Annotated in this window: 26 protein-coding genes; 18 read left to right on the top strand and 8 right to left on the bottom strand. The window is 61.5% G+C overall.

Going from position 1 to position 25,043, the window contains the following annotated elements; all coding sequences use genetic code 11:
- Positions 1-17: 17 nt before the first annotated feature.
- From accB to ACIROY_RS18665, 4 genes are all read right to left on the bottom strand, one after another.
- A complete protein-coding gene (gene accB / locus ACIROY_RS18680; protein WP_402275540.1) occupies positions 18-485 on the bottom strand; it encodes an acetyl-CoA carboxylase biotin carboxyl carrier protein in 468 nt (155 codons plus the stop codon).
- Between the two features lie 107 nt (positions 486-592).
- Positions 593-1,030, bottom strand: coding sequence for a type II 3-dehydroquinate dehydratase (aroQ, locus tag ACIROY_RS18675; protein WP_116436605.1), 438 nt, complete (start codon positions 1,028-1,030; stop codon positions 593-595).
- A 75-nt stretch (positions 1,031-1,105) separates the two neighbouring features.
- Positions 1,106-1,645 carry a TlpA family protein disulfide reductase gene (locus tag ACIROY_RS18670; RefSeq protein WP_402275537.1) on the bottom strand — a complete coding sequence of 180 codons (540 nt, stop codon included), beginning with the start codon at positions 1,643-1,645 and terminating at the stop codon, positions 1,106-1,108.
- Positions 1,642-2,262: a hypothetical protein gene (locus ACIROY_RS18665; RefSeq protein WP_402275534.1), complete on the bottom strand. Its 621-nt coding sequence runs from the start codon at positions 2,260-2,262 to the stop codon at positions 1,642-1,644. The genes ACIROY_RS18670 and ACIROY_RS18665 overlap by 4 nt, the downstream gene beginning before the upstream one ends.
- A gap of 247 nt (positions 2,263-2,509) precedes the next feature.
- Here ACIROY_RS18665 and mpl point away from each other — a divergent pair, with 247 nt between their 5' ends.
- The 8 genes from mpl (at position 2,510) to corA (ending at position 10,972) form a co-directional block, all read left to right on the top strand.
- On the top strand, positions 2,510-3,910 hold the full coding sequence (gene mpl, locus ACIROY_RS18660; protein ID WP_402343177.1) for a UDP-N-acetylmuramate:L-alanyl-gamma-D-glutamyl-meso-diaminopimelate ligase: 1,401 nt from the start codon (positions 2,510-2,512) through the stop codon (positions 3,908-3,910).
- Entirely contained in the window at positions 3,907-4,521 is a 615-nt protein-coding gene (locus ACIROY_RS18655) for a YqiA/YcfP family alpha/beta fold hydrolase (RefSeq protein ID WP_402343174.1), read from the top strand. The genes mpl and ACIROY_RS18655 overlap by 4 nt, the downstream gene beginning before the upstream one ends.
- Positions 4,521-5,108 carry a chorismate--pyruvate lyase family protein gene (locus ACIROY_RS18650; protein WP_402275526.1) on the top strand — a complete coding sequence of 196 codons (588 nt, stop codon included), beginning with the start codon at positions 4,521-4,523 and terminating at the stop codon, positions 5,106-5,108. Before ACIROY_RS18655 ends, ACIROY_RS18650 begins: the two co-directional genes overlap by 1 nt.
- Positions 5,105-7,189: a ribonuclease catalytic domain-containing protein gene (locus tag ACIROY_RS18645; protein WP_402343171.1), complete on the top strand. Its 2,085-nt coding sequence runs from the start codon at positions 5,105-5,107 to the stop codon at positions 7,187-7,189. Before ACIROY_RS18650 ends, ACIROY_RS18645 begins: the two co-directional genes overlap by 4 nt.
- 46 nt (positions 7,190-7,235) lie before the next feature.
- A complete protein-coding gene (locus tag ACIROY_RS18640) occupies positions 7,236-8,126 on the top strand; it encodes a TonB C-terminal domain-containing protein (protein ID WP_116436656.1) in 891 nt (296 codons plus the stop codon).
- A 36-nt stretch (positions 8,127-8,162) separates the two neighbouring features.
- Positions 8,163-8,999, top strand: a complete 837-nt coding sequence (gene aroE, locus ACIROY_RS18635) for a shikimate dehydrogenase (RefSeq protein WP_402343168.1) — start codon at positions 8,163-8,165, stop codon at positions 8,997-8,999.
- A gap of 83 nt (positions 9,000-9,082) precedes the next feature.
- On the top strand, positions 9,083-9,838 hold the full coding sequence (mtgA, locus tag ACIROY_RS18630) for a monofunctional biosynthetic peptidoglycan transglycosylase (RefSeq protein WP_402275519.1): 756 nt from the start codon (positions 9,083-9,085) through the stop codon (positions 9,836-9,838).
- A 168-nt stretch (positions 9,839-10,006) separates the two neighbouring features.
- Positions 10,007-10,972 carry a magnesium/cobalt transporter CorA gene (corA, locus tag ACIROY_RS18625; protein WP_402275517.1) on the top strand — a complete coding sequence of 322 codons (966 nt, stop codon included), beginning with the start codon at positions 10,007-10,009 and terminating at the stop codon, positions 10,970-10,972.
- Positions 10,973-10,981: 9 nt separating this feature from the next.
- Here the strand turns inward: corA and ACIROY_RS18620 are convergent, their stop codons facing one another.
- Positions 10,982-12,073 carry a branched-chain amino acid ABC transporter substrate-binding protein gene (locus ACIROY_RS18620; protein ID WP_402275515.1) on the bottom strand — a complete coding sequence of 364 codons (1,092 nt, stop codon included), beginning with the start codon at positions 12,071-12,073 and terminating at the stop codon, positions 10,982-10,984.
- Positions 12,074-12,411: 338 nt separating this feature from the next.
- Here ACIROY_RS18620 and ACIROY_RS18615 point away from each other — a divergent pair, with 338 nt between their 5' ends.
- Positions 12,412-12,867, top strand: coding sequence for a glycine zipper 2TM domain-containing protein (locus ACIROY_RS18615; RefSeq protein WP_402343165.1), 456 nt, complete (start codon positions 12,412-12,414; stop codon positions 12,865-12,867).
- 19 nt (positions 12,868-12,886) lie between these two features.
- On the opposite strand, the gene ACIROY_RS18610 is transcribed toward ACIROY_RS18615, so the two are convergent.
- The gene (locus ACIROY_RS18610) at positions 12,887-14,050 is read right to left on the bottom strand and encodes an anhydro-N-acetylmuramic acid kinase (RefSeq protein WP_402343162.1); all 1,164 of its coding nucleotides are present in this window, start codon (positions 14,048-14,050) and stop codon (positions 12,887-12,889) included.
- 73 nt (positions 14,051-14,123) lie between these two features.
- On the bottom strand, positions 14,124-15,524 hold the full coding sequence (locus ACIROY_RS18605) for a peptidoglycan DD-metalloendopeptidase family protein (RefSeq protein ID WP_402343159.1): 1,401 nt from the start codon (positions 15,522-15,524) through the stop codon (positions 14,124-14,126).
- A 310-nt stretch (positions 15,525-15,834) separates the two neighbouring features.
- Between ACIROY_RS18605 and tyrS the strand changes: the two genes are divergently transcribed.
- The 9 genes from tyrS (at position 15,835) to ruvC (ending at position 24,023) form a co-directional block, all read left to right on the top strand.
- Positions 15,835-17,088 carry a tyrosine--tRNA ligase gene (tyrS, locus tag ACIROY_RS18600; protein ID WP_402275504.1) on the top strand — a complete coding sequence of 418 codons (1,254 nt, stop codon included), beginning with the start codon at positions 15,835-15,837 and terminating at the stop codon, positions 17,086-17,088.
- Positions 17,089-17,107: 19 nt separating this feature from the next.
- Complete coding sequence (gene dtd, locus ACIROY_RS18595; protein ID WP_402343156.1) at positions 17,108-17,554, top strand: D-aminoacyl-tRNA deacylase; 447 nt, start codon at positions 17,108-17,110, stop codon at positions 17,552-17,554.
- 67 nt (positions 17,555-17,621) lie between these two features.
- Positions 17,622-18,263, top strand: coding sequence for a YbhB/YbcL family Raf kinase inhibitor-like protein (locus tag ACIROY_RS18590; protein WP_402275499.1), 642 nt, complete (start codon positions 17,622-17,624; stop codon positions 18,261-18,263).
- A 7-nt stretch (positions 18,264-18,270) separates the two neighbouring features.
- Entirely contained in the window at positions 18,271-18,942 is a 672-nt protein-coding gene (locus ACIROY_RS18585) for a histidine phosphatase family protein (RefSeq protein WP_402275497.1), read from the top strand.
- A 177-nt stretch (positions 18,943-19,119) separates the two neighbouring features.
- Complete coding sequence (gene dusB, locus ACIROY_RS18580; protein ID WP_402275494.1) at positions 19,120-20,136, top strand: tRNA dihydrouridine synthase DusB; 1,017 nt, start codon at positions 19,120-19,122, stop codon at positions 20,134-20,136.
- Positions 20,137-20,195: 59 nt separating this feature from the next.
- Positions 20,196-20,429, top strand: a complete 234-nt coding sequence (locus tag ACIROY_RS18575; RefSeq protein ID WP_007883354.1) for a Fis family transcriptional regulator — start codon at positions 20,196-20,198, stop codon at positions 20,427-20,429.
- Between the two features lie 100 nt (positions 20,430-20,529).
- Positions 20,530-22,101 (top strand): bifunctional phosphoribosylaminoimidazolecarboxamide formyltransferase/IMP cyclohydrolase, encoded by a 1,572-nt coding sequence (gene purH / locus ACIROY_RS18570; RefSeq protein ID WP_402343154.1) that lies wholly within the window; start codon positions 20,530-20,532, stop codon positions 22,099-22,101.
- 156 nt (positions 22,102-22,257) lie between these two features.
- Positions 22,258-23,427 (top strand): branched-chain amino acid ABC transporter substrate-binding protein, encoded by a 1,170-nt coding sequence (locus ACIROY_RS18565; RefSeq protein WP_402275489.1) that lies wholly within the window; start codon positions 22,258-22,260, stop codon positions 23,425-23,427.
- A gap of 53 nt (positions 23,428-23,480) precedes the next feature.
- Positions 23,481-24,023, top strand: coding sequence for a crossover junction endodeoxyribonuclease RuvC (ruvC, locus tag ACIROY_RS18560; protein WP_402343151.1), 543 nt, complete (start codon positions 23,481-23,483; stop codon positions 24,021-24,023).
- 3 nt (positions 24,024-24,026) lie between these two features.
- On the opposite strand, the gene ACIROY_RS18555 is transcribed toward ruvC, so the two are convergent.
- Positions 24,027-24,938, bottom strand: coding sequence for a DUF808 domain-containing protein (locus ACIROY_RS18555; protein WP_402343148.1), 912 nt, complete (start codon positions 24,936-24,938; stop codon positions 24,027-24,029).
- Between the last annotated feature and the right edge of the window lie 105 nt (positions 24,939-25,043).

Genomic DNA, 25,043 nt, shown 5'->3' with positions numbered 1-25,043 from the left:
TCCGTATTCTGGCAGGATTAGCCGATCACAAACAGTGGCTGACCGAATTCGACCGGTTGGCCGTTTTCAACCAGAATCTGCTTGATCACGCCGGCCTTGTCGGCGTCGATTTCGTTGAGCAGCTTCATTGCTTCGATGATGCAGATGGTCTCGCCTTCCTTGACTTCCTTGCCGACTTCGACGAACGCCGGAGCGCCCGGAGCGGAGGAGCGGTAGAAGGTGCCGACCATCGGCGACTTGACGATGTGGCCTTCCGGTGCGGCAGGCGCGACCGGCGCTGCTGCAGCAACCGGGGCGGCAGGAGCGGCGCCGGCTTGCAGGGTTTGCGGATACGCTGCCTGCGGCTGCATCATCACGACCTGGTTTTGCGGCGTGGCGGACGACTTGACGATGCGAACCTTGCTTTCGCCTTCGGTGACTTCCAGCTCTTCGATGTCAGATTCCGCGACCAGATCGATCAGGGTTTTGAGTTTCCGTAAATCCATGTGAATTCCTCAGTATTAAATAGGGATATAACTAGTTGATTGGGTCACCATCGGCTCATGCTGCATGCAACATGGCGATGCTGATGGAAAAGAGTGGGACGGGATCCTTATGGCTGCAGCAGCAGGTGATCAATCGCCAGCCGGTAACCATCGACGCCGAAGCCGCACAATACGGCCTTGGCGATGCCGGAAAGATAGGAAAAGTGACGGAATTCCTCGCGCTGGTGGATATTCGAGATATGCACTTCGACAAAAGGAATGGCCACGCCCGCCAGCGCATCGCGCAATGCCACGCTGGTATGGGTGAGTCCGCCGGGATTGATCACGATGGCGTCCACGCCTTCCTTGCGGGCGGCATGGATGCGGTCGATCAGCGCACCTTCGTGGTTGCTCTGGAAAGCGCTCAGGCGTGCGCCGGCTTTGCTCGCTTGCGCCGCCGCACGCTGCTCGATGTCAGCCAGGGTGGTCGATCCGTAGACTTCAGGCTCCCGGGTGCCCAGCAGATTCAGGTTGGGCCCATTAAGGAGGAGAAGGTTTATTGCCATGGAGATAAAGCTCCGTTTGACGACGATGCGCGCATTTTGCCGTCAAATGCCTTCATTTGGCAAGAAAAACTTTATTTACATGTTTTTGAGGGAGGCGAGGTCGCGGCGCAGCTCATCAAAATTCAGGCGCCCAAGATAGACCTTTTTCAGGTTGCCGTCCAGTCCCACCAGGACCGTGAAGGGGAGGCCGCCGGCCTGATTGCCGAATTGCCGCAGCAGATCGGTGGCACCGGTGCCGGCAACGTAGAGAGGATAATAGATATGGAATTTTTCCGCAAACTGCGCGATGTTCTCCTGGGAATCGACGCCGATGCCGATGATTTGCACCGGCGCAACTTCCGCCTGCAAGGCAGCCAGTTCCGGCATTTCCTCCACGCAAGGCGCGCACCAGGTGGCCCAGAAGTTGATGATCAGGGGCTTGCCTTTCCATTGCGACAAGGCCTGCGGCTTGCCTGCGGCGTCGGGCATGGTCTGCGCAAACAGATTGGCGACGGCGCGCGCTTCCGGTGTCTGCGGGGTAGGCGGGGTCTGGGCCTGTTTGTGGCTGGTATAGACGCCGACGCCGGCGGCCAGGATCGCAATCAGCACAAACAGCAGGTAATTTCGCTTTTTCATGAGTCTTCTTCCACGATGAGACGTCGAACTGCGTCGATATCGGCGCGTTCGGTGCGTTTGCCTGATGCGGTCCGCACACCGCCGCGCAGGTCGTCAACATCATACACGGCCAGGTGCACGCCTTCCGGCGCGCGGCCTTTTTGCGGCAGCAGGAAGCTCAGCGTCTCCACCACCGCCTGGCCGCCCTTGAAATGATTGCTTTCGCTGACCTCGAAGTTGACGTTCTTGTTCAGCAGGTAAATCTCGACGTCCTTGGCGCTGGACGTAAATAATTGCAAATGGATGTCGGAATGCTCGCCGGCAGTGCCGTTCAGTACCGCGCCGGTCAGGTAGGGATTGAAGCGCGAGAGTTCTTCCATTACCTGCACCGCCAGTTGCCGCAAGTGCAACAATCGCGCCGGCTGGGTGTCGCCGAAGAACAATTCGTTATACGCGCGCACTTCGTCTTCGATCTGTGCGTTATCGGGCAGGATCTCGCCGCGCGCCTTGGCATCGCCCAAGATCTGGCGCGCCGCCTTGCGTTTGGCGCTGGCGTAGTCGGCGCCGTCTTCGGCGATCATGCGGGCGGCTGCCGCGGCGATTTCCGCGCGCAGGAGTTCGATATCGGTCTGATGCATGGCCGCAATAATACCCCGAACCTGCCCATGATCTTACTGCGAGGCCGTGATCCGGCGTCGGGCGGTGCTCGGAATAAAGTACATTCCGGTTCCTGTGCTCCGGCCGCCACCGGCTGACGGCCTCTCGCTACAGATCCTGGGCAGGTTCTTCCTGCGTCAATCAGCAATCGGGTCCCCGGCGGCGAGATGATCGTCGTGGAGGCCGCCACGTCAGGTAAAATCTCGGGATTCCTTATCAAGATTCACTATGCACATTCACATCCTCGGCATTTGCGGCACTTTCATGGGCGGTCTGGCGGTTCTGGCGAAAGAAGCCGGCCACAAGGTCACCGGCTGCGACGCCAATGTCTACCCGCCGATGAGCACCCAGCTGGAGGCGCAAGGCATCGAGTTGATCCAGGGGTTTGATCCGGAGCAAGTCGCCTTGCAACCCGATCTGTTCGTCATCGGCAACGTGGTCTCGCGCGGCAACCCGCTCATGGAAGAAATCCTCAACCGTGGCTTGCCTTACGTGTCCGGCCCGGAATGGATGGGCAACCACATCCTGCGCGATAAATGGGTGCTGGCAGTGGCCGGCACGCACGGCAAGACCACCACCTCGGCCATGCTGGCCTGGATTCTCGAAGACGCCGGTTACGCGCCGGGCTTCCTTATCGGCGGCGTGCCGATGAACTTCGGCATTTCCGCGCGCTTGTCCGGCGTCAGGAACGGCAAGAAGGAAGACTCCATCTTCTTCGTCATCGAAGCCGACGAGTACGACACCGCCTTCTTCGACAAGCGCAGCAAGTTCGTGCACTACCACGCCAAGACCGCGATCCTGAACAATCTGGAATACGATCACGCCGATATCTTCCCCGATCTGACGGCGATCGAAACCCAATTCCATCATCTGGTGCGCACCGTACCCGGTATCGGCCGGCTGGTCGTCAATGGCCGCGAGCCGGCGCTGGAGCGCGTGATTGAGCGCGGCTGCTGGAGCGAGCATGAAAATTTCGGCGTGGAAGCCGGCCAAACCGGCTGGTCGCTCGCCACCCATGACGACGGCAGCTTTGACATCGGCTTCAACGGCGTGCCGCAAGGCACGGTCAACTGGTCGCTGACCGGTGAACACAACCGCATGAACGCGTTGGCGGCAATCGCCGCCGCGCGTCACGTCGGCGTGCCGGCAGCGCAGGCGATCGCCGCGCTGGAAAAGTTTGAAAACGTCAAACGCCGCATGGAGCTGCGCGGCACCGTCAACGGCATCGCCGTCTACGACGATTTTGCACATCATCCGACCGCCATCACCACCACGGTGGCCGGCCTGCGCAAGAAGGTCGGCAAGGACGGCGGCGGGCGCATCCTCGCCGTGCTGGAGCCGCGTTCCAACACCATGAAGCTGGGCACCATGAAAGACGCCTTGCCGGCCAGCCTGGCGGATGCCGATCTGGTGTTCGGCTACGGCGCCAAGGGCTCCGGCAAGGAAGCCCTGGGCTGGGACCTGGCGCAAGCGCTGTCTCCGCTGGGCGAGAAGGCCCGCGCCTTCGATGACCTCGGCGCGCTGGTGCAGGCCATCAAGCAGGCTGCGCGTTCGGGCGACCACGTCCTGGTCATGAGCAACGGCGGTTTCGGCGGCGTCCATCAGAAGTTGCTGGACGCGCTGGCATGATTTTGTATCTGCACGGCTTTCGTTCGTCACCGCATTCCTTCAAGGCGCGCCACATGGCCGAACGCCTGCAGGCATTGGGACGCGCGGATGAATATTACTGTCCGCAACTGCCGGCTTCGCCTGCTGAAGCAATCCGGCTGGCGCTGGATTACGCTGAACAGTTCCCGCCGGAACAACTGACCGTGATCGGCTCGTCGCTGGGTGGCTTTTACGCGACGTGGCTGGCCGAGCATCTGGGCTGCCGCGCCGTGTTGCTCAATCCCGCCGTCAAGCCGCCGCGCGATCTGGAATCCTACGTCGGCGTGACCACGCACTACCATTCCGACGAACCGTTCGAGTTCAAGCATGCCTATATCGACGAACTCCGCGTCTTGGTGGTGGACAAGATCACCCGGCCCGAACGTTATTTCCTGATCGCCGCCACCGGCGACGAGGTGCTGGACTGGCGCGAGATGGTGGCGCATTATCCCGGCGCACGGCAGACCGTGATCCAGGGCAGCGACCATGGCATCGCCGGATTTGCCGACTATGCCGACAGCGTGCTGGCGTTTTGCGGCATGTCGCCTGATGCATCGAATGCCTTGCAAGACGGTGGCGAGGCGCTAAGCTGATGATGAAGAAGACCCACGCGCATTGGTTCGACCATGCCAATGCGCTGCAACCGGCGCCGCTGTTGCGCGCATGGCTGACCGATCCCGGTTCGATGACGTTCAAGCTGCGCGCCCGCTGCAATGAATTGCGCGTGCTGCGCCTGCGTCAGCGTCCCGGCAATGCGCTAGCCGATGAGGCCGGCTTCCTCGGCCTGGCGACACCGCGCCAGCCTGTCGAAGAACGCGACGTGATTCTGTATTGCGACGGCGAACCCGTGATCTTCGGCCACACGGTGACGCCGCTGGCGTCCGCCTCGGCGTGGCCGTTCTTCCGCCATCTCGGTGTACGGCCGCTGGGCGCCAGTCTGTTTTCCGATCCGCTGGTCGCGCGCGCGCCGCTGCAGTACGCGCGCCTGCATGCCAATCATCCGCTGGTGCGCCGTATCGGCACCGTGATTGATCTTCATTCCAAGGCGCCGCCCCAGCTTCCGCTGTATGCGCGCCGCTCCCTGTTCCGTCGCCACGGCAGCGTCATGCTGGTGACCGATGTTTTTTTACCCGCCCTCAGCAAACTGATGGCATTGAATACGCAAGCAAGCACCCGATGAATTTATTTTTTGAAGAATCCGGCGATTTCAAGGCTGGCGCCGTGCTGTCGCAGCAAGGCGAGGCCTATCAGGTCGAAATGGCTTCCGGCAAGCGCACCAAGGTCAAGTCCAAGGACGTGATGCTGCAATTCGCATCGCCGGCTCCGGCCAAGTTGCTGGAAGACGCGCAAATCATCCTGCAGGACATTGACCTCGATTTCCTGTGGGAAGTCGCGGGCGAAGACGAGTTCGGTTTCGCCGAGCTGGGCACTGAGTATTTTGGCCACGCGCCGCTGCCGCACGAAGCGGCCGGCCTGTTGCTGCGCCTGCATTCAGCGCCGATTTATTTTTACAAGAAGGGCAAGGGTCGCTACAAGGCGGCGCCGCTGGCTTCGCTGCAGGCGGCCCAGGCCGGTCTGGAAAAGAAGAAGCAGCAGGCGTTGGTGCAGGCGCAATACGTCGACGAGTTGAAGGCCGGCAAGTTGCCCGATGCATTCAAGCCGCTGGCGTTGACCTTGCTGTTCCGTCCCGACAAGAACAGCATCGAATTCAAGGCCCTCGACGCCGCCTGCAAGGAATTGCAGACCACGCCGCAGCGCCTCATGCTGCAAACCGGCGGGCTGGCTTCGCCCAAGGATTTGCATTACGCCAAATTCCTTTTCGAGTTCTTCCCGAAAGGCAGCGGCTTCCCTGACGTGACGATTCCCCCCGTGCCCAAGGATCTGCCGCTGGCCGACGTGCAGGCATTCTCGATCGACGACGTCACCACCACCGAAATCGACGACGCGCTGTCGGTGGTCAGGCTGGCCGACGGCAACGTGCGCGTCGGCATCCACATCGCCGCGCCCGGCCTCGGCATCAAGCGCGACGACGCGCTTGATGCGCTCGCGCGCCAACGCATGTCGACCGTCTACATGCCGGGCGAAAAGATCACCATGCTGCCCGACGTGCTGGTCGAAGCCTTCACGCTCGACGAAGGCAAGAACTGCCCGGCGCTGTCGCTGTATGCGACGCTCAACCCGGTCGACTGGTCGGTGATCTCGACCGAGACGCGCGCGGAGATCGTGCCGATTTCCGCCAATCTGCGTCACAACGATCTCGATGCGCTGGTCACCGAAGAAGCGCTGGCGAACAACAGCGGCGAGTATCCGCACAAGGACGACATCGGCTTGCTGTGGCAATGGGTGCAGGTGCTGGAGCAGGGCCGCATGGCCAAGCGCGAAAGTTTCGGCCTGCGTCCGGAGCAGAACAACCGCGTCGATTTCAACTTCTACGTCGACAACGACGTGGTCACCATCACGCGCCGCAAGCGCGGCGCGCCGCTCGACAAGATCGTCGCCGAGCTGATGATCTTCGCCAACAGCACCTGGGGCAAGTTCATGGCCGACCACGGCGTGCCTGGCATCTACCGCGCACAGGGTGGCGGCGCCGGTGGCTGGGCTGCCAAGATGCAGGTACGCATGGTCACGCACGCGGCACCGCATCAGGGTCTGGGTGTGGACCAATATGCGTGGAGCACCTCGCCGCTGCGCCGCTATACCGATCTGGTCAATCAGTGGCAGATCCTGGCCTGCCTGGAACATGGTGTGACCGCGCCGCTGGCGGCGCCGTTCAAGCCGCGCGACGCCGACTTGTTCGCCATCGTCTCGGCCTTCGATTCGGCGTACTCCGGCTATGCCGACTTCCAGTCCGGCATGGAGCGTTACTGGTGCCTGCGCTGGCTGGCGCAAGAGCAAGCGCGCCAGGTCGACGCCGTCGTGCTCAAGGACGAAATCCTGCGTCTGGTCGATATCCCGCTGGTGATTCGTTTGCCCGGCATGCCGCAGGTTGCGCGCGGCCTGCAGGTCAAATTGGATCTGTTGCGCTGGGATGAAGTCGACCTGACCGTGGAAGCACGCCTGCTCGACATCCCGACCGCACAGCCGGCTGCCGACGCCGAACAAATGGACGACGACGACGAGGCTTTGCTCGATGGCATGGCGAATGCTGCCGACGGCGCCGAGGAGCCTGTTGCAGATGAGACCGATGCAGCCGACGAAGCCGATGAAGCCGAACCAGTCGCCGGCGATCAAACCGCAGGCACGCCTTCCGCTGCGGAATGAGCCGGTCTTTGTCGTAAAATCGCGTTTTAATCTGGTTCATGCACCTGTGAAATTTTTTGCTGAAAACCGCTTCCTGACCATCGCCCTCGCCGGGTCCGTGCTGGTGCACGCGGCCCTGCTGGCGGTGCGGTTTGCCGCGCCGGATGCGTTCCGTCTGAAGCCGGCCGATCCCGGGCTGGAAGTGATCCTGGTCAATGCCAAGCATGACAAGGCGCCGGTCAAGGCCGATGCGATTGCGCAGGCCAACCTCGACGGCGGCGGCAACGCCAACCAAGGGCGCGCCAAGTCCCCCTTGCCGGACATGCGCAAGGTCGAGACCGGCGACAGCGTCAAGGCAGCGCAGCGCAAGGTGGCCGAGCTCGAAGCGCAGCAGCAGAAAATCCTGGCGCAGATGAACAAGAAGGCGCCCGTGGTCGCCACGCCCGAGCGCGAACCGCACAAGGAAGTGCAGCCACAGCTGAACGCCAAGGACCTGCTCGACACCGCCAAGGCGGTCGCGCGCATGGAAGCCGAGGTTGCCAAGAATATCGAGGAATACAACAAGCGGCCGAAGAAGACCCAGATCACCGCACGCACGCGTGAAGCCGGCTACGCGATGTATTACAAGGCCCTGCAGGAAAAGATCGAAAAAATCGGCACGCTGAATTTCCCGCAGCGGGACGGCAAGAAGCTGTATGGCGAGCTGGTGATATACATCCCGGTGTACCAGGACGGCAGCATTTACGACAAGGAAGGCGGCGTGCGGGTAGAACGCAGTTCCGGCAACCTGGCACTGGACGCGGCGGCGCTGACGATCGTACGGCGCTCGGCGCCGTTCGGCCGCTTCCCCGACAACATGCGCACCACCGGCGGCAAGGACGACATCTGGGAAGTCATCACGCGCTTCCGCTTCACGCGTGAAGAGACGTTGCAGACCGACCTGAGCAGTTCCAACTAAGAGCGGCTCCAAGAACACAAGAAGGCAGGTACCTCCATGGATGCATACGTCGTTATCGGCAATCCGATTGCCCACAGCAAATCGCCTGAAATCCATGCGCAGTTCGCCGCGCAGACCGGCCAGCAACTGAGCTACGAGCGCCTGCTGGCCCCGCTGCAAGGTTTTAAGGCGGCGGTCAAGGTGTTCATCGCCAACGGCGGCAAGGGCGCCAACGTCACGGTGCCGTTCAAGCTTGACGCCCATGCGCTGGCCGATCACCTGACCGAGCGAGCGCGGCTGGCCGGCGCGGTCAATACACTCAAATTCGAAAGCGGCGTGATTCTGGGCGACAACACCGACGGCGCGGGACTGGTGGCCGACATTGTGCACAACGCCGGCGTCTCGCTGGCCGGCAAACGGGTATTGCTGCTGGGCGCGGGCGGAGCCGCGCGCGGCGCGCTGTTGCCGTTGCTGGAGCAGCAACCGGCTGTGCTGACCATCGCCAATCGCACCCCCGCCAAGGCGCAGGAACTGGCCGCGCAATTCGCCGAATTCGGCAAGCTTGAGGCGGCCGAATTCACCGCCCTGCAAGCCGGCTTCGACGTCATCATCAACGCCACCTCCGCCAGCCTCGACGCCGACGTGCCGCCACTGCCTGCGAGCGTGTTTTCCGGCGCCACGCTGGCCTACGACATGATGTATGGCAAGCAGCCCACGGTGTTCATGGAGTTTGCCCATCGCCACGGCGCAGTCGCGCGCGATGGTCTCGGCATGCTGGTGGAGCAGGCTGCTGAATCCTTCTTTTTGTGGCGCGGGGTGCGGCCGGAAACCGCCGAGGTCTTCCGCGCGTTGCGCCAGCAGCTTGGGCAACAGGAAAATCGCGCGAGGAAATAGTGAAGCGACCGCTTGCAGCTTTGCCCGCCACCGACTAGGCTTGTCCGAATCACGCCAAACACTCCATATAACAACATCAGAAAATGAAGCTCCTGCGCAAGCTGTTCCTGTGGCTGATCGTATTGCCGGTCACCTTGCTGTTCCTGCTGCAACTGTATTTCTTCGTGCAGATCTGGTGGTGGGTCGACCATAATCCCGAGTCCACCAGCTTCATGCGGCAGCAGTTGTCGCTGCTGCAGGAAAAGAATCCCAAGGCGCAATTGCAATTCAAGTGGGTGCCGTACAACCGCATTTCCAACAACCTCAAGCGCGCCATCATTGCGTCGGAGGATTCCAACTTTTCCGAACACGAAGGGGTGGACTGGGACGCGCTGCAAAAAGCCTACGAAAAGAACACCAAGAAGGGCAAGGTGGTCGCCGGCGGCTCCACCATTACCCAGCAGTTGGCCAAGAATCTGTTCCTGTCGGGCGAACGCAGCTACCTGCGCAAGGCGCAGGAATTCATCATCACATACATGCTTGAGTTCCTGATGGACAAGCAACGCATCTTCGAGATCTATCTCAATGTGGTGGAGTGGGGCAACGGCGTATTCGGCGCCGAAGCCGCGTCGCTGCATTACTACGGCGCGCCCGCCGCCAATCTCGGCCCCAGCCAGGCTGCACGGCTGGCGGTGATGCTGCCGCGGCCGCGTTTTTACGACAAGAATCCCGGCTCGGCTTACCTCGCCAATCGTACCGGCCTGATCCTGCGCCGCATGAACGGCGCCGAACTGCCGCCGGCCAAACCGGTGGAAAAGCCCGCGGCCAAGCCCGCCGCCAAGCCTGCGGCGAAGAAATAAGGCGTCCGGACGCTGCCGCTGCAGGAACGTGCTTGCCTGCCGTGGAGCTAAAACGTACACTTGCGTTCGTTTCGCGGGCGGCCCATTGCAGAGCATGTCGATTCTGCAATTTTTTGTTATCTGGCCCATCCGGCATCCTCAGTCGTCTTGTCCTGACAGTGAGATCACATGATTAATGTTTTTGTTTTGCAGAACGGTCGACTGAACCAGGTCAACATCGACAGCCGCAGCGATCTGGAAACCATCGCGCCGGTCTGGGTCGACCTGACCGAGCCGACTGATGAGGAGCGCGACTGGGTCAAGAGCATTTATGGCGTGACGCTGCCCGACGAAGACGAATTCAGCGACATCGAAGCGTCGGCGCGTTATTTCGAAGCGGAGAACGGCGACCTGCACCTGCGCACCGACTTTCTGTTCGAAGGCGACGACGACACCTCGGCCACCATGACGGTGGCCTTCATCCTGGCGCGCAACATCCTGTTTTCCATGCATGCCGAAGACTTGCCGGTGTTCCGCCTGGTGCGCATGCGCGCCCGTTCGCGCCCCGGTTCGATCGGCGACTACCGCGATGTGCTGCTGGATTTGTACGAAACCGACGCCGAGTATTCGGCCGACGCGCTTGAAGGCATTTACCAGAAGCTCGAAACGGTCAGCCACAGCGTGCTCAAGAAAAGCCTGTCCGACCAGGCCGCCGCCGAAGTGCTCAACGCCATCGCCCACGAAGAAGATTTGAACGGCCGCATCCGCCGCAACATGATGGATACGCGCCGCGCGGTCAGCTTCCTGATGCGCGGCCGCCTGCTCAGTTCGGACCAGTTCGAGGATGCGCGCCAGATTTTGCGCGACATCGAATCGCTGGACGGCCACACCGCCTTCCTGTTCGACAAGATCAACTTCTTGATGGACGCCACCGTCGGCTTCATCAACATCAACCAGAACAAGATCATCAAGATCTTCTCGGTGGCCTCGGTCGCCTTCCTGCCGCCGACGCTGATCGCCAGCATTTACGGCATGAACTTCGACTGGATGCCGGAGCTGCATTGGGCCGGCGGCTATCCGGTGGCGATCTTGATGATGATCGCCTCGGCGATAGCGCCGTTCTGGTATTTCCGCCGGCGCGGCTGGTTGAACTGATTTTTTTCTTCAGGGCAGCGTATTGAGGGTCTTCCAGCTACCTTGTTCCGCACGATACAAGGTGTAAGGCGGCGCTATCAGGCTGCCGTCGGCTGCGAACGAGATCGGCCCGGACAGCCCATTGAATTTCATCTGATGCAGGATCGGCGACAGCAGGCGCGGATTGGTCGATCCGGCGCGCTTCATGGCCTCCGCCAGCATGTCCACCGCGTCGTAGGCGAACCAGGTCTGCGGTATCAGCGGCGACGTGTATCTCTCCCGATAAGCTTGCTCCAGCCGTTTGAAATTCTGCACCTTCTCCACCGGATTGCCGTTGACCAGCACCAGCGTGCCTTCGGGATATTCCTCGGTCTTGCGCGGAAAGAGCGGGTTGATGGCGCCGCCGGCCAGCAACAATCGGGTTTGCAGGCCTAGTTGGCGCAAGCGCGTGGCAAAGGCGTTGGTCTGCGGAGCCACGCCCGCGAAGAACACCAGGTCGGCGCCGCTACTGGTGATCTTGGCGATGGCTGCATTGAAATCCGAACTCTTGGCGTTGATTTTTTCACTCTCGACGACCTGGCCTCCCTGGCGCGACACAGCAGTCAAGAAGCCGCGCGCGAGCGCCTTGCCCAGCAGGGTGTCATTGTCGATCAGCATGATGCGTTTGGCGCGCAGCACCTTGATGGCGGTTTCCGCCAGGTATTGCGCGGTGTACTCGCTATGGCCCAGCAGCTGGAACACGGTTGAATAACCCAGCTGCGTGAATTCGCGCCCGGCCGCAGTCGGCGACAGTTGCGCCACGCCGGCCTCGTTGTAGATTTTGGCGGCAGCAATGCTGGCGTCGGTGGTGAGGTGTCCGATCACGCCGACTACGCCTGCGGCGACGGCGGCGCGGGCATTGATGACAGCCAGGTTGAGATCGTTCTTGTCGTCCGCCAGGAATAACTTCAGCTGGACGTTTTTATCGCCGATGCGCAAGCCTTGCGCGTTGATCCGGTCCACCGCAAATTGGGCGGCGTCGCGGGTGCTTTCGCCGCGCGGAATCTTCATCGGTCCGATGACGCCGATCAGCACGGTCTGGGAAGTTGCATCTGCAGCCGCCGCGTTTGCCGTGGTTGTCATGACGGCACAAACTGCAACAGCCCACCAAATCAAAAACGTGTGACGCATCTGATCTCCCCGGAAACGCCGACCGAACAATCATCTTGCATCTGCAACCTACCATTCATGTCGCAGAGAAGACGGGCTTTAGAGATGCTTTTCAGGGTTTCCGGCTTGTTTCCGGGAAAGATTGTGCAGCGCCGGTGGGCGCTTTCTGCAGGGAATGTCTGACAAGGATTTGAGCGCTTCTCCGATGTTGCAGTCCGGCATGCCGATCGACAATACGTCTACACAGCCCGCCTGTACAGCCACGCCGCATGCGCGCTTCCCGACAGCAAGACAGACCAAGGACTTCGGCAATGAAACATCATTACATCTCCCTGCTCGCCATCGGCTTGAGCATGCTGGCGCTCCTCAACGGTTGCGCCGGCCCGGATTACCGTTCGCAACCCAACAACGCGGGCGCGCCGCCGCCTTCGTATTCGTACAATGCGACCGGTGTCATCGAGGCCATTGACGTGGCGCATGAAAACAGCAGCGGCGTCGGCGGTACGCTGGTCGGCGGCGCGGTGGGCGGCCTGCTGGGCAACCAGATCGGCAGCGGCTCCGGACGTACAGCGGCAACCGTCGCAGGTGCGGTGGGCGGTGCCGTGGTGGGTAATCAGGTGCAGAAGAATCACGGCGGACGTGAGGTCTACAACATCCGCGTGCGCATGAACGACGGTTCTACCCAGACCTTCGCGCAGGACAGCGCCGGCGATCTGCGCATCGGCGATCGCGTGCGCCTGGACGGCGGCCGGGTTTACCGGTATTGATCAGATCCGGTGCGGGGAGCTACTGCGCCGGATAGAGACCGCCCAGCACACGCAGACCGCGCGCCCCGGTGACGGCAGGCAGATTGCCCGGCAGGCGCAGGCAAAAGCGTTGCGCCAGCCAGGCGAAGGCCAAAGCCTCCACGTGATTGGGCGCCACCCCCAGCACTTCCGTCGACATGACCGGAATCGGGCGATCCGCACCTGCCTGCAAGGCTTGCGCCAGCAACTCCAGCAAATACCCGTTGTAAGCCCCGCCGCCGCAGACATAGACCGCTGCGGCAGCGGATGCGTGCGCGACGATGGCGTCGGCAATGGTAGATGCGGTGAAGGCGGTCAGCGTCGCCTGCACGTCAACCGGCGGCAGAGATGGGAAACCTTGCAGGCGCTGCTCCAGCCATTCGACATGGAACAGGTCGCGGCCGGTGCTCTTGGGCGGCGGCAATGCGAAATAGTCGTCGCTGCGCAAGGCCGCCAGCAGGGCTGCATCCACTTTTCCGGACGCGCCCCAGGCGCCGTCGGCGTCATAGCTTCGGCCTTGGTGGCGAGCGATCCACGCATCCATCAATACATTGCCGGGACCGGTGTCGAAGCCTGACGTGGCGGCTTGCTTGCCGGCCGGCAGGATGCTGATGTTGCTGATGCCGCCGATATTGACCGCCACGCGCATCTCGTCGTCGCTACCGAACACAGCCTGATGGAAGGCCGGCACCAGCGGCGCGCCCTGGCCGCCGGCGGCGACATCGCGGCTGCGAAAGTCGGCGATGACGTCGATGCCGCACAGTTCGGCCAGCAAGCTGGGGTTGTTGGTCTGGCGTGTATAGCCGAGTTCGGGGCGATGGCGGATGGTTTGTCCGTGCACGCCGACGGCGCGGATATAGGCTGCCGGGATCGCGCTCTTTTCCAGCAGTTGCGCCACACATTGGGCGTAGTAATTGGCCAACTGGTTGGCCGCCAATGCTTCGCGCTGCAATTCATTCTCGCCGTTGGCCTGCAGCGCCATCAGCGCCGCGCGCAAATCTTCTGGAAATGGTACATAGGCCGTCGCCAGCGTCGCCATCGGCTGGCCGTCGTCCGGCAGCGAAGCCAGCATGCCGTCGACGCCATCGAGGCTGGTGCCTGACATCAGGCCGATATACAGGGAAGAGGAAGCGGAGCGTTGCAGCGAAGAGAGATCGGCGGACATAAAAAAACCGGTGATGGAGTCGCTGCAATTTTACAGCGATTCCATCACCGGCTTTGCGGTTCGGGAGTCCGGTTTAGCGCGACGCCAGGGTCACGTTGCCGTTCTCGCCGGCAGGACGCAACAGCGACAGGCGGCGGTTCATGTCGGTCGAGACTGCGCGGAAACGGGCCAGTTGGCCGCCGCCCAGCGGTTGTGCATTCGGCACGTCAACCGACAGCGGATTGCGCGGCACGTTGCTGACGCGGAATTCGTAGTGCAAATGCGGACCGGTGGCCCAGCCGGTCATGCCGACAAAGCCGATCACTTCACCCTGGCTGATCTTGTCGCCCTTGCGCAGGCCGGTGGCGAAGCGGCTCATGTGGCCGTACGCGGTGGAGTAATTGTTCCAGTGCTTGATTACGACGATGTTGCCGTAGCCGTTCTGCTTGCCGACGAAATCAACCACGCCGTCGCCCGATGCATGGATCGGGGTGCCGGTCGGCGCCGCAAAGTCGACGCCGGTGTGCTGCTTCCAGATGCCGAGGATAGGGTGCACGCGCATCGAGAAGCCCGATGAAATACGCGTGAAGGCCAGCGGCGACTTGAGGAAGGCTTTCTTCAGCGACTTGCCGTCGAACGAGTAATAACCACCGCCGATCTTGCTGCCCGGTTCATCGAACCAGACCGCCTGGTAGGTATTGCCGGCGTTGCTGAATTCGCCTGCCAGCACGCGGCCGGTGCGCACCGGTTCGCCATTGTTGTAGAAGGTTTCATAGACCACGTTGAAGCGGTCGCCGCGGCGCAGGTCGGAGGCGAAGTTGATGTTGGTCGAGAACATGTCGACCAGTTGGGTCGCCACGCTGTCCGGGATCTGCGCATTGTCGGTCGCCGCGAACAGCGACGAACGGATCTGGCCGGAGCGCATTTCGACGCGGCGTTCCAGCACGGCCGGCGCGGTGCTGGCCTTGAAGGTGTCGCCGCTGCGTTCGATCACGAGGTTGTTGACCGCTTGACCGTCGCGGCCGTCGCTCAGTGTCGCCGTCAGCTGTTGCAGCTCGCCGTCTTCAGACGTGCGAGCCATCACGCGCTTGCCGGCGCGCAACTGCATGACAGCGCGGGCCAGGGTATCGGACTTGATGAAGTTGGCTGCGGCCTCGTCGTCCACGCCCAGGCGTGTCAGCAAGCTTGCCAGCGTGTCGCCGGAGCGGACTTTTTCTTCGTTGACGTAAAACTCTTCGCGGTCTGCCAGTTGCGCGATCTGCTGTTGTAAATCAGGCAAGGCCAGGTCCTTGACGATGGCGTGGACCGGCGCATCGGAGGTGTCCGGCTCGGCTGGTGCGAAGCCGGCGGCGCCGATCGTGAAGGCGCCGAGGAACAGGGCGCCGGCGGACAGGATCTTGGTCTTGCGGGAAGAACCGTGGAATTTCTCTTGGCAGAAGAGATGGGTGGTGCGGTACAGGGAAGCGGCGCGCGCGAATTTATCTTTAGGGAACATGCAATACGTTAAAATCTACCGTTTACGCTTGTTCCGAATCCTGTTGCAGGATGGCAATGCAGTTGGCGGATCGTTCCGCGCTGCCGGTATGGTGAAACATGTACCGGCCAACCAGGTTGCCATTCAACCGCAAGCATCGTCAATGACTCCCCGATGACGCACGCTTTTTACAGATTCTCGACAGGCGATGAATGCTAAATTCTCTGCTGATTGCGCTTCTAAATGGCGTGCGGCAGAAAGACGAAAGCGCGATTATAGCAAAGCGTCAATCCGGTACTGTCCTACAAAAGCCTATTTTTTAGTTATATCAATGAACGCCGAACAGCCAACCTCCCAAGCTCCACAAGCCCCCTTGCCCCTGTCCGATAAAGTCCAGGAAGCGCTGGCCATCACCAAGCGCGGCGTCGATGAGTTGCTCATCGAAAGTGAATTTGCGCAAAAGCTGGCGCGCGCCGAAAAGAGCGGCCAGCCGCTGCGCATCAAGCTGGGCCTGGACCCGACCGCGCCCGACCTGCATCTGGGTCACACCGTGGTGTTGAACAAGATGCGCCAGTTGCAGGACCTCGGTCATAACGTGATCTTCCTGATCGGCGATTTCACCTCGATGATCGGCGACCCGTCCGGCCGCAATGCCACCCGCCCGCCGCTGACGCGCGAGCAGATCGAAGTCAACGCCAAGACGTATTTCGCCCAGGCCAGTCTGGTGCTTGATGCCGCGAAGACCGAGATCCGTTACAACTCCGAATGGTGCGATCCGCTCGGCAGCCGCGGCATGATCCAGCTGGCTTCGCGCTACACCGTGGCGCGCATGATGGAGCGCGACGATTTCACTAAGCGCTTCAAGGAAGGCACGCCGATTTCGGTGCATGAATTCCTGTATCCGCTGATGCAGGGCTACGACTCGGTCGCGCTGAAGTCGGACCTTGAACTGGGCGGCACCGACCAGAAGTTCAACCTGCTGGTCGGCCGCGAGCTGCAAAAGGATTTCGGCCAGGAGCCGCAATGCATCCTGACCATGCCGCTGCTGGAAGGCCTGGACGGCGTCGACAAGATGTCCAAGTCCAAGAACAACTACATCGGTATCACCGAACCTGCCAATACCATGTTCGCCAAGGTGATGAGCATTTCCGACGTGATGATGTGGCGCTACTACGAGCTGCTGTCGTTCCGCTCGATCGCCGACATCGCCGGCTTCAAGGCCGACGTCGCCGCCGGCAAGAATCCGCGCGACATCAAGGTGGCGCTGGCGCAGGAAATTGTCACGCGCTTCCACTCGCAGCAGGCAGCTGAAGACGCGCTGGCCGATTTCGTCAACCGCTCCAAGGGCGGCATTCCGGACGACGTGCCGGAAGTCAGCCTGTCCGGCGCGCCGCTGGGCATCGGTCAATTGCTCAAGCAGACCAATCTGTGCGCTTCGACGTCAGAGGCCTTGCGCATGGTGGAGCAGGGCGGCGTGCGCATCGACGGCACGGTGATCAGTGACAAAGGTCTGAAGGTTGAAGCCGGCGTGTTCGTGGTGCAGGTCGGCAAGCGCAAGTTCGCCCGCGTTACCTTGTCGCAATGACAGCGACCGTTACAGCGTCATGATCGGATTATTGCAACGAGTCCGCAAAGCTGATGTCGTAGTGGAAGGCGAGCAAGTCGGCGCCATCGGCCCCGGTTTGATGGTGCTGGTCTGCGCCGAACGCGGCGACACTGTCAGGGAAGCCGACGCGCTGCTGACCAAGTTGCTGGCCTATCGCGTGTTCGCCGACGAAGCCGGCAAGATGAATCGCAGCGTGACCGACGTGCAGGGCGGCTTGCTGCTGGTGCCGCAGTTCACGCTGGCGGCCGATACCCGCTCCGGCACCCGGCCGTCGTTCACGCCGGCGGCGCCGCCGGCGGAAGGCAAGCACCTGTTCGATCATTTCGTTACGCAGGCGAAAGCCCGTCACGGCGTGGTCGAAACCGGCCGTTTCGGCGCCGACATGCAGGTCTCGCTGACCAATGACGGGCCCGTCACATTCTGGCTGCAAGTTGGCGGTAAGTAACGCCGGCGGCGGCCCGACGATATTTTTTGATATTCAACAGCAGGCTGATTTTCAAAGGAGAGCACACATGAAACTCTGGAGCGATTCTTTTCAGGACGGCGCAGTCATTCCGGGCGAATTCGCCTTTGCCGTATCCGATCCCAAAAACCACGTAGCCCTGTCGTCCAACAAAAATCCGCACCTGGCCTGGAGCGATTTGCCTCCCGGCACCAGGTCGCTGGTGCTGGTGGTCCACGATCCTGATGTACCGTCGCGCGGCGACGACGTCAATCAGGAAGGCAAGACCGTGCCGGCCGATCTGCCGCGCGTTGATTTCTTCCACTGGACTCTGGTCGATATTCCGGCCGGCGTCGCCGAACTGGCTGCGGGGCAATTCAGCAGCGCCGTCACCACGCGCGGCAAGGCCGGTCCGGCGATTCCCGGCGATCCGCTGTCGGGCGCGCGCCACGGCCTCAACGATTACACCAGCTGGTTCGCAGGCGATGGCGACATGAGCGGCGACTACTTCGGTTACGACGGCCCCTGCCCGCCGTGGAACGACGCAATTGCGCACCGTTACATCTTCACGCTGTACGCCATCGACCAGGAACAACTGACCGTCACCGGCAAGTTCACCGGCACCGACGTGCACAACGCGCTGCAAGGCCATGTGCTGGCGCAGGCAGCCATCACCGGCACGTACACGCTCAATCCCGACCTGATCAAGTAACATCGCCATGACTGCCACGCCCGCCACGACTGACATCCTGCTGATCCGCCACGGTGAAACCGACTGGAACGTCGACAAACGGCTGCAAGGCCACATCGACATTCCACTCAACGCCGAAGGGCAGCGGCAGGCGGCGGCGTTGGGTCGGGCGCTCGGTAACGAGCCGCTGGACGCGATCTACGCCAGCGACCTGCAACGCGCGCGCGACACCGCGCAGGCGGTGGCAACGCTGCAAGGCAAGGACGTGCACATCGACGAAGCTTTGCGCGAGCGTTGCTACGGCGGCTTCGAAGGCCTGCAGCATCACGACATCGCGCAACGCTATCCGCAAGACTATGCCGCCTGGAAAGCACGCGAACTAGATGCACGCTATCCTGCCGGCGAACGCGTCGCCGAAACCATGCGCGAATTCTCCGAGCGCGCCGTCGGTGCGGTCACGCGCCTGATCCGCCACAGCAACAGCCGGCAGCACCGCAAGATCGCCATCGTCACCCACGGCGGCGTGCTTGAATGCATCTATCGCTGGTCGCGCCAGACCGGCTTCGCGCACGCACGCGATTTCGATATCTTCAACGCTGGCATCAACCGCATGCAGTGGGACGGCGAGCGCCTGCACATCGCGCAGTGGGCCGATGTTGCCCATTTGTCGGCCGACGTGCTGGACGAAGTGGATCGCTGATCCGCTTTCAGTCGCGTTCTGTCGGATGAAATACGGCGCCAGGCGGCAATTCTTGTCGCTTCGGCAATGTGTTGTCGCCGCTGCGCTGCAAGACCGATTCTTGTTGGGGCGGAGGACCAATCGCGCTAAAATAGCGCCCTTCCCCAGCAACCACACGACCGCACCGTCCATCGACCTGTGAATATCGGCCCGCATTCCCTGCGCAATAACGTTTTCGTCGCCCCGATGGCTGGTGTGACGGATCGGCCTTTCCGTCAGTTGTGCAAGCAACTGGGGGCGGGTTACGCCGTGTCGGAAATGGCGGCCTCGGATCCACGCCTGTGGCAAAGCGAGAAGACTTCGCGCCGCACCAACCACGACGGTGAGATGGAGCCGAAGGCGGTGCAGATCGCCGGCGCCGATCCCGCCATGCTGGCCGATTGCGCGAAGCACAACGTCGATCGCGGCGCGCAGATCATCGACATCAACATGGGCTGCCCGGTCAAGAAGGTCTGCAACAGCTGGTGCGGCTCGGCCCTGTTGCAGAACGAAAAGCTGGTGGGACAGATTCTCGACGCGGTGGTCAATGCGGTCGACGTGCCGGTGACGCTGAAATTCCGCACCGGCTGGAATCGCGAAAACAAGAACGCCCTGGCCATTGCCGCCATGGCGGAGCAAAGCGGCATCGCCATGCTGACGCTGCACGGCCGCACGCGTGCCGACGGCTACAGCGGCGAAGCCGAGTACGAAACGATTGCCGCCGTCAAGGCGGCCGTGAAGATCCCGGTGGTTGCCAACGGCGACATCACCACGCCCGAGCGCGCAAAACACGTGCTGGCGGTCACCGGCGCCGACGCCGTCATGATCGGCCGCGCGGCGCAGGGACGGCCGTGGATCTTCCGTGAAATCGACCACTTCCTGCGCACCGGCACGCATCTGCCGGCGCCGATGGTGGCCGAAGTACAGGAACTGATGCTGGAACATCTGCAGGCGCACTATGCGTTTTACGGCGAGTATCTCGGCGTACGCACGGCGCGCAAGCACATCGGATGGTATGTCCGCGACCTGCCGGAGGGGGAACAATTCCGGCAGCGCATGAACCGCCTCGAGGATTGCCAGCTGCAATGGAACGCAGTGCGCGATTTCTTTGAATCGCAGGCGGCATATGGCGAGCGGTTACAATACGGGATTGCCGATCAGCCGCTGGCAGCATAGCTGCACGCAGGATTGAAGGCTATTGATCAACACACTAAAAAGAACAGAAGTAGCACGTAATGAGTAAAGAAAGTATCGAGGATGTCGTCAGGAAGAGCCTTGACAAGTATTTCAAGGACCTGGGCGAGCAGTTGCCATCGAATGTCTATGACATGGTTGTTTTGACGGTCGAGAAACCGATCTTCGAAGCAGTGATGGCGCGCGCCGACGGCAATCAGTCACAAGCCGCAGAAATTCTCGGCATCAATCGCAATACCCTGCGCAAGAAATTGCAGCAGCACGGCTTGCTGTAACACTTGCACGCGGCGGTACGCCTGAAAGCGTATCGCCGGCTACATCCACACGTCACCGAATTCCTTCATCCACGCAGTTCTTCTCCTCCTTCATGCCATCATGATCAAACAAGCACTCATCTCCGTTTCCGACAAAGCCGGCGTGCTCGACTTTGCGCGCGCACTGTCCGCCCTGGGCGTCAACATCCTGTCCACCGGCGGCACCGCCAAGCTGCTGGCCGACAACGGCGTCAAGGTGACCGAAGTCGCCGACTACACCGGTTTCCCGGAAATGCTGGACGGCCGCGTCAAGACGCTGCATCCGAAAGTGCATGGCGGCATCCTGGCGCGCCGCGATTTTCCTGAGCATGTGGCTGCGCTGGACAAGCACGGCATCCCGACGATCGACATGGTGGTGGTGAACCTGTATCCGTTCCAGCAGACCATCGCCAAGGAAGAGTGCTCGCTGGAAGACGCGATCGAAAACATCGACATCGGCGGTCCGGCGATGCTGCGTTCGTCGGCCAAGAACCACAAGGATGTCGTTGTGATCTGCGATCCGACCGACTACGCCGGCGTGCTGGCTGATCTGCAGGCAAGCGGCGATCTGCCGTACGAAAAGCGCTTTGCGCTGGCCAAGAAAGTATTCGCCCACACCGCGCAATACGACGGCGCCATCACCAACTATTTCACCTCGCTGGGCGAAGACAAGCAGCACGCCACGCGCAGCGCCTATCCGGAAATCCTGAACCTGCACTTCGAAAAAGTGCAGGATATGCGCTACGGCGAAAACCCGCACCAATCGGCGGCGTTCTACCGCGACGTCAGGAAGATCGACGGCGCGCTGGCCAGCTACACCCAGCTGCAAGGCAAGGAACTGTCGTTCAACAACATCGCCGACGCCGATGCGGCGTGGGAGTGCGTCAAGACCTTCGACGCCGCCGACACTACCGCCTGCGTCATCATCAAGCACGCCAACCCGTGCGGCGTGGCGGTCGGCGGCAATCCGCTGGAGGCTTACAGCAAGGCCTTGCAGACTGATCCGACCTCGGCCTTCGGCGGCATCATCGCCTTCAACCGCGAACTCGACGGCGCCGCCGCCGAAGCGGTCGCCAAGCAATTCGTCGAAGTGCTGATCGCGCCGTCCTTCAGCGCCGAAGCAAAGAAGATTTTCGCCGCCAAGCAAAACGTCCGCTTGCTGGAAATCCCGTTGGGTAATGGTCTCAACGCGTATGACTTCAAACGCGTCGGCGGCGGTCTGCTGGTGCAATCGCCGGATGCCAAGAATGTGCTGCTGGCCGACGTCAAGGTCGTCAGCAAGAAGCAACCGACACCGCAACAACTGCAAGACCTGATGTTCGCCTGGCGCGTCGCCAAGTTCGTCAAGTCCAACGCCATCGTCTTCTGCGGCAATGGCATGACCCTTGGCGTCGGCGCCGGCCAGATGAGCCGTATCGATTCCGCCCGTATCGCGTCGATCAAGGCGCAGAACGCCGGCCTGACGCTGGCCGGCTCAGCAGTGGCGTCGGATGCTTTCTTCCCGTTCCGCGATGGTCTGGACGTGGTGGTTGACGCCGGCGCGACCAGCGTGATCCATCCGGGCGGCTCGATGCGCGATCAGGAAGTGATCGATGCAGCGAATGAACGCGATGTCGTGATGCTGCTCACTGGTACGCGTCACTTCCGCCACTGATCCGCAGATGATCCTTTTTTGACGCTGTAACACCGCATCCAAGCCCGGCCTAGTGCCGGGCTTGTTGTTTTTTGCGTAGGGAGCAGTCTGGTATTGTCATTAAGGCAATTCTTCGATGGATAATGAGCGATCACTTTCTCTCGTTGGAGGCTGCCGATGAACCGTCTGCTTCGTCTGTTTTTCAGCCCGTGTCCCCGCTTGTTCTTGCTGCTGGCGCTGTCGGGATTAAGTGTGTTCCCTGACTCAGGCTTCGCTCAGGAGACCAAGGTGGTCATCGGTTTCCTGGCGCCCCTCAGTGGCTCCAACCAGGCGCGCGGCGTCAGCATGACCAACGGTGCGAAACTGGCGATCGATGAACTGAACAAGAAAGCCGTCAAGGTCAACAACGCCAGGGTCGTCTTTGAGCTGATTCCGCAAGACGATCGTTTCGATGCCAACGCCAGCAAACTGGCGACGGACTATCTGCTAAAGAAAAATCCCGCTGCGCTCATCTGCCACAGTTCGACGGTATGCATCGCCACCGCCGAACAAGTCCGGGCCGCGCGCATTCCGCACATCTCGGTCGGCGCCACCAACCACAAATTCACGCAGCTCGGCTATGACAACACCTTCCGCATGTTCGGCCACAGCGAACAGGGCGGCATTCTTTTCGGGCATTATGTGTATGGCGACCTGAAGGTTGATCGCATGGCCGTGATCGACGACAAGACGCCGTCAGGCATGGCGATGGCGGATCAGTTCAGCGAGGGTTTCCGGCAAGCAGGCGGTCTCTTGCTTGGCCGCTATTCGGTCAGCGACAAAACCTCTGATTTCAACCAGGCGCTGGCCGATGTCAAGGAGAGCAGGGCGGATGCGATATTCTGGGGCGGCACGCATCTGCAGGCGGCCAACATGATCGCCAGCGCCAAGCGTCTGGGCGTGAAGACGCGTTTCCTGAATGCGATGAACGGCATGAACAACCAGAACTTCCTGAATCAGGTCAACGGCGCCGGCAATATTTTTACGCTGGAATCCGACCAGCAACGAGATAAACTGCCGGGATGGAAGAATTTTGAAAAGAACTACATCGCGCGGTTTTCTTCATCGTATATCGACGTCAGCAGCTTGCGCGCCTATGATGCGGTGCTGATGTTGGGGGAAGCGATCCGGCAGGGCAATTCGGCCGATCCGGGCAAATTGATCGACACGCTGCATGCGGAGAAATTCAGGGGACTGACCGGCCTTATATCCTTCGACCGGGAAGGAAATCTGCGCGATCCTGTGTTTACCGTATATGAAGCGCAGGGCGGGGATTGGAAAATAGTAAAGGTGGTCAAGGCGCCTTGATTGCCGCCAGGTCCGGAGCTCCATCCGAAACGATTAACTCACATTGTGTCTGCATGAAAATTCTTGGCATTGATCCCGGCTTGCGCACCACCGGCTTTGGCGTGATCCACAAGCAGGGCAGCAAGCTTGCCTATATCGCCTCCGGCACCATCAAGACGCCGGACGGCGATTTGCCGCAACGTCTCAAGGTCATCCTGGCCAGCATCGGCGAGGTGATCCAGACGTACACGCCCGACTGCGCGGCGATCGAAAAAGTCTTCGTCAACGTCAACCCGCAATCCACGCTGCTGCTCGGCCAGGCCCGCGGCGCGGCGATTTGCGCGCTGGTGCAGGCCGATCTGCAGGTGGCGGAATACACCGCGCTGCAGGTCAAGCAAGCCGTCGCCGGTCACGGCAAGGCGCAGAAGCAGCAGGTGCAGGATATGGTGCAGCGCTTGCTGGCGCTGCCGGGTTTGCCGGGCACCGACGCGGCTGACGCGCTCGGCGTGGCGATCTGCCATGCGCACAGCGGCGACATACTCAGCGCGCTGGGCGGACTGGCGCCGGGGCTGGCCAAGAAGGGCCTGCGCATGCGCGGCGGTCGTCTGGTCGGTTAGGCGCTACTTCTTTTTGACGATTTTCAGCACGCGTTGCACCGCCGTCACCGCCAGCAGCACCACGCCGCCGGCAATCACCCCGAACACGGCATCCAGCGCCGACGGCGCCAGCACCGACAACAAGCCGCCGACCACCGGCACCGTCGCCAGCGGGGCGCTGACATCGGCGATCCAGTGATGCACGGGCGCGATGCCGTGCGTCAGGATCCCGCCGCCCACCATGAACATCGCCACCGTGCCGATCACGGTCAGGCTCTTCATCATGTAGGGCGCCGCCACCAGAATGGCGCGACCGATGCGCTGCGCGAATTTTCCACCGGTGCGCAGCAGGTACAGACCGCCGTCGTCAAGCTTGACGATGCCCGCGACCACGCCATAGACACCCACCGTCATGATCAGCGCGATGCCGACCAGCACCGTGATCTGTTGCTGCAAAGGCGCGCCGGCCACCGTGCCCAGCGTGATGGCGATGATTTCCGCCGACAGGATGAAGTCGGTGCGGATGGCGCCCTTGATCTTGTCCTGTTCGCTTTCGGCGGCTTCAGGAGCGGCAGTCTCGTCAAGATGTTCTTCTTCGTGCGGCAGATACTTGTGCGCCAGCTTCTCGAAGCCTTCAAAGCACAGGAAGGCGCCGCCCAGCATCAGCAGCGGCGTTACCGCCCAGGGCGCGAAGGCGCTGATCGCCAGCGCGGCCGGCACCAGGATCGCCTTGTTCTTCAGCGAGCCCACCGCTACCGCCCACACCACCGGCAGTTCGCGGTCGGCGTTGACGCCGGACACCTGCTGCGCATTGAGCGCCAGATCATCGCCAAGCACGCCTGCGGTTTTCTTGGCGGCGACCTTGGTCATGGCGGAGACGTCGTCGAGAATGCCGGCGATGTCGTCGATCAATGCGAAAAAGCTGCTGCCTGCCATGGGATCCTTGCGTGGTTGTTGATGCGTGAGGCCAGACGATAGCCCGGCAAGGTGCTTCAAGGCAAGTGCAGGGGGCCGGCTCGGCGGATTCATATACTGTTTATC

Origin of the sequence: Herbaspirillum sp. NPDC101396 (assembly GCF_044767365.1) — a bacterium.
In the GTDB taxonomy this organism is placed as follows: domain Bacteria; phylum Pseudomonadota; class Gammaproteobacteria; order Burkholderiales; family Burkholderiaceae_D; genus Herbaspirillum.
The sequence above is the reverse complement of the archived record's forward strand: the minus strand, read 5'-3'. Positions and strand labels throughout refer to the sequence as shown.

Coding starts and splice junctions, on each gene's coding strand:
- accB (WP_402275540.1), bottom strand. CDS start 485: ATGGATTTACGGAAACTCAAAACCCTGATCGATCTGGTCGCGGAATCT.
- aroQ (WP_116436605.1), bottom strand. CDS start 1,030: ATGGCAATAAACCTTCTCCTCCTTAATGGGCCCAACCTGAATCTGCTG.
- ACIROY_RS18670 (WP_402275537.1), bottom strand. CDS start 1,645: ATGAAAAAGCGAAATTACCTGCTGTTTGTGCTGATTGCGATCCTGGCC.
- ACIROY_RS18665 (WP_402275534.1), bottom strand. CDS start 2,262: ATGCATCAGACCGATATCGAACTCCTGCGCGCGGAAATCGCCGCGGCA.
- mpl (WP_402343177.1), top strand. CDS start 2,510: ATGCACATTCACATCCTCGGCATTTGCGGCACTTTCATGGGCGGTCTG.
- ACIROY_RS18655 (WP_402343174.1), top strand. CDS start 3,907: ATGATTTTGTATCTGCACGGCTTTCGTTCGTCACCGCATTCCTTCAAG.
- ACIROY_RS18650 (WP_402275526.1), top strand. CDS start 4,521: ATGATGAAGAAGACCCACGCGCATTGGTTCGACCATGCCAATGCGCTG.
- ACIROY_RS18645 (WP_402343171.1), top strand. CDS start 5,105: ATGAATTTATTTTTTGAAGAATCCGGCGATTTCAAGGCTGGCGCCGTG.
- aroE (WP_402343168.1), top strand. CDS start 8,163: ATGGATGCATACGTCGTTATCGGCAATCCGATTGCCCACAGCAAATCG.
- mtgA (WP_402275519.1), top strand. CDS start 9,083: ATGAAGCTCCTGCGCAAGCTGTTCCTGTGGCTGATCGTATTGCCGGTC.
- corA (WP_402275517.1), top strand. CDS start 10,007: ATGATTAATGTTTTTGTTTTGCAGAACGGTCGACTGAACCAGGTCAAC.
- ACIROY_RS18620 (WP_402275515.1), bottom strand. CDS start 12,073: ATGACAACCACGGCAAACGCGGCGGCTGCAGATGCAACTTCCCAGACC.
- ACIROY_RS18615 (WP_402343165.1), top strand. CDS start 12,412: ATGAAACATCATTACATCTCCCTGCTCGCCATCGGCTTGAGCATGCTG.
- ACIROY_RS18610 (WP_402343162.1), bottom strand. CDS start 14,050: ATGTCCGCCGATCTCTCTTCGCTGCAACGCTCCGCTTCCTCTTCCCTG.
- ACIROY_RS18605 (WP_402343159.1), bottom strand. CDS start 15,524: ATGTTCCCTAAAGATAAATTCGCGCGCGCCGCTTCCCTGTACCGCACC.
- tyrS (WP_402275504.1), top strand. CDS start 15,835: ATGAACGCCGAACAGCCAACCTCCCAAGCTCCACAAGCCCCCTTGCCC.
- dtd (WP_402343156.1), top strand. CDS start 17,108: ATGATCGGATTATTGCAACGAGTCCGCAAAGCTGATGTCGTAGTGGAA.
- ACIROY_RS18590 (WP_402275499.1), top strand. CDS start 17,622: ATGAAACTCTGGAGCGATTCTTTTCAGGACGGCGCAGTCATTCCGGGC.
- ACIROY_RS18585 (WP_402275497.1), top strand. CDS start 18,271: ATGACTGCCACGCCCGCCACGACTGACATCCTGCTGATCCGCCACGGT.
- ACIROY_RS18575 (WP_007883354.1), top strand. CDS start 20,196: ATGAGTAAAGAAAGTATCGAGGATGTCGTCAGGAAGAGCCTTGACAAG.
- purH (WP_402343154.1), top strand. CDS start 20,530: ATGATCAAACAAGCACTCATCTCCGTTTCCGACAAAGCCGGCGTGCTC.
- ACIROY_RS18565 (WP_402275489.1), top strand. CDS start 22,258: ATGAACCGTCTGCTTCGTCTGTTTTTCAGCCCGTGTCCCCGCTTGTTC.
- ruvC (WP_402343151.1), top strand. CDS start 23,481: ATGAAAATTCTTGGCATTGATCCCGGCTTGCGCACCACCGGCTTTGGC.
- ACIROY_RS18555 (WP_402343148.1), bottom strand. CDS start 24,938: ATGGCAGGCAGCAGCTTTTTCGCATTGATCGACGACATCGCCGGCATT.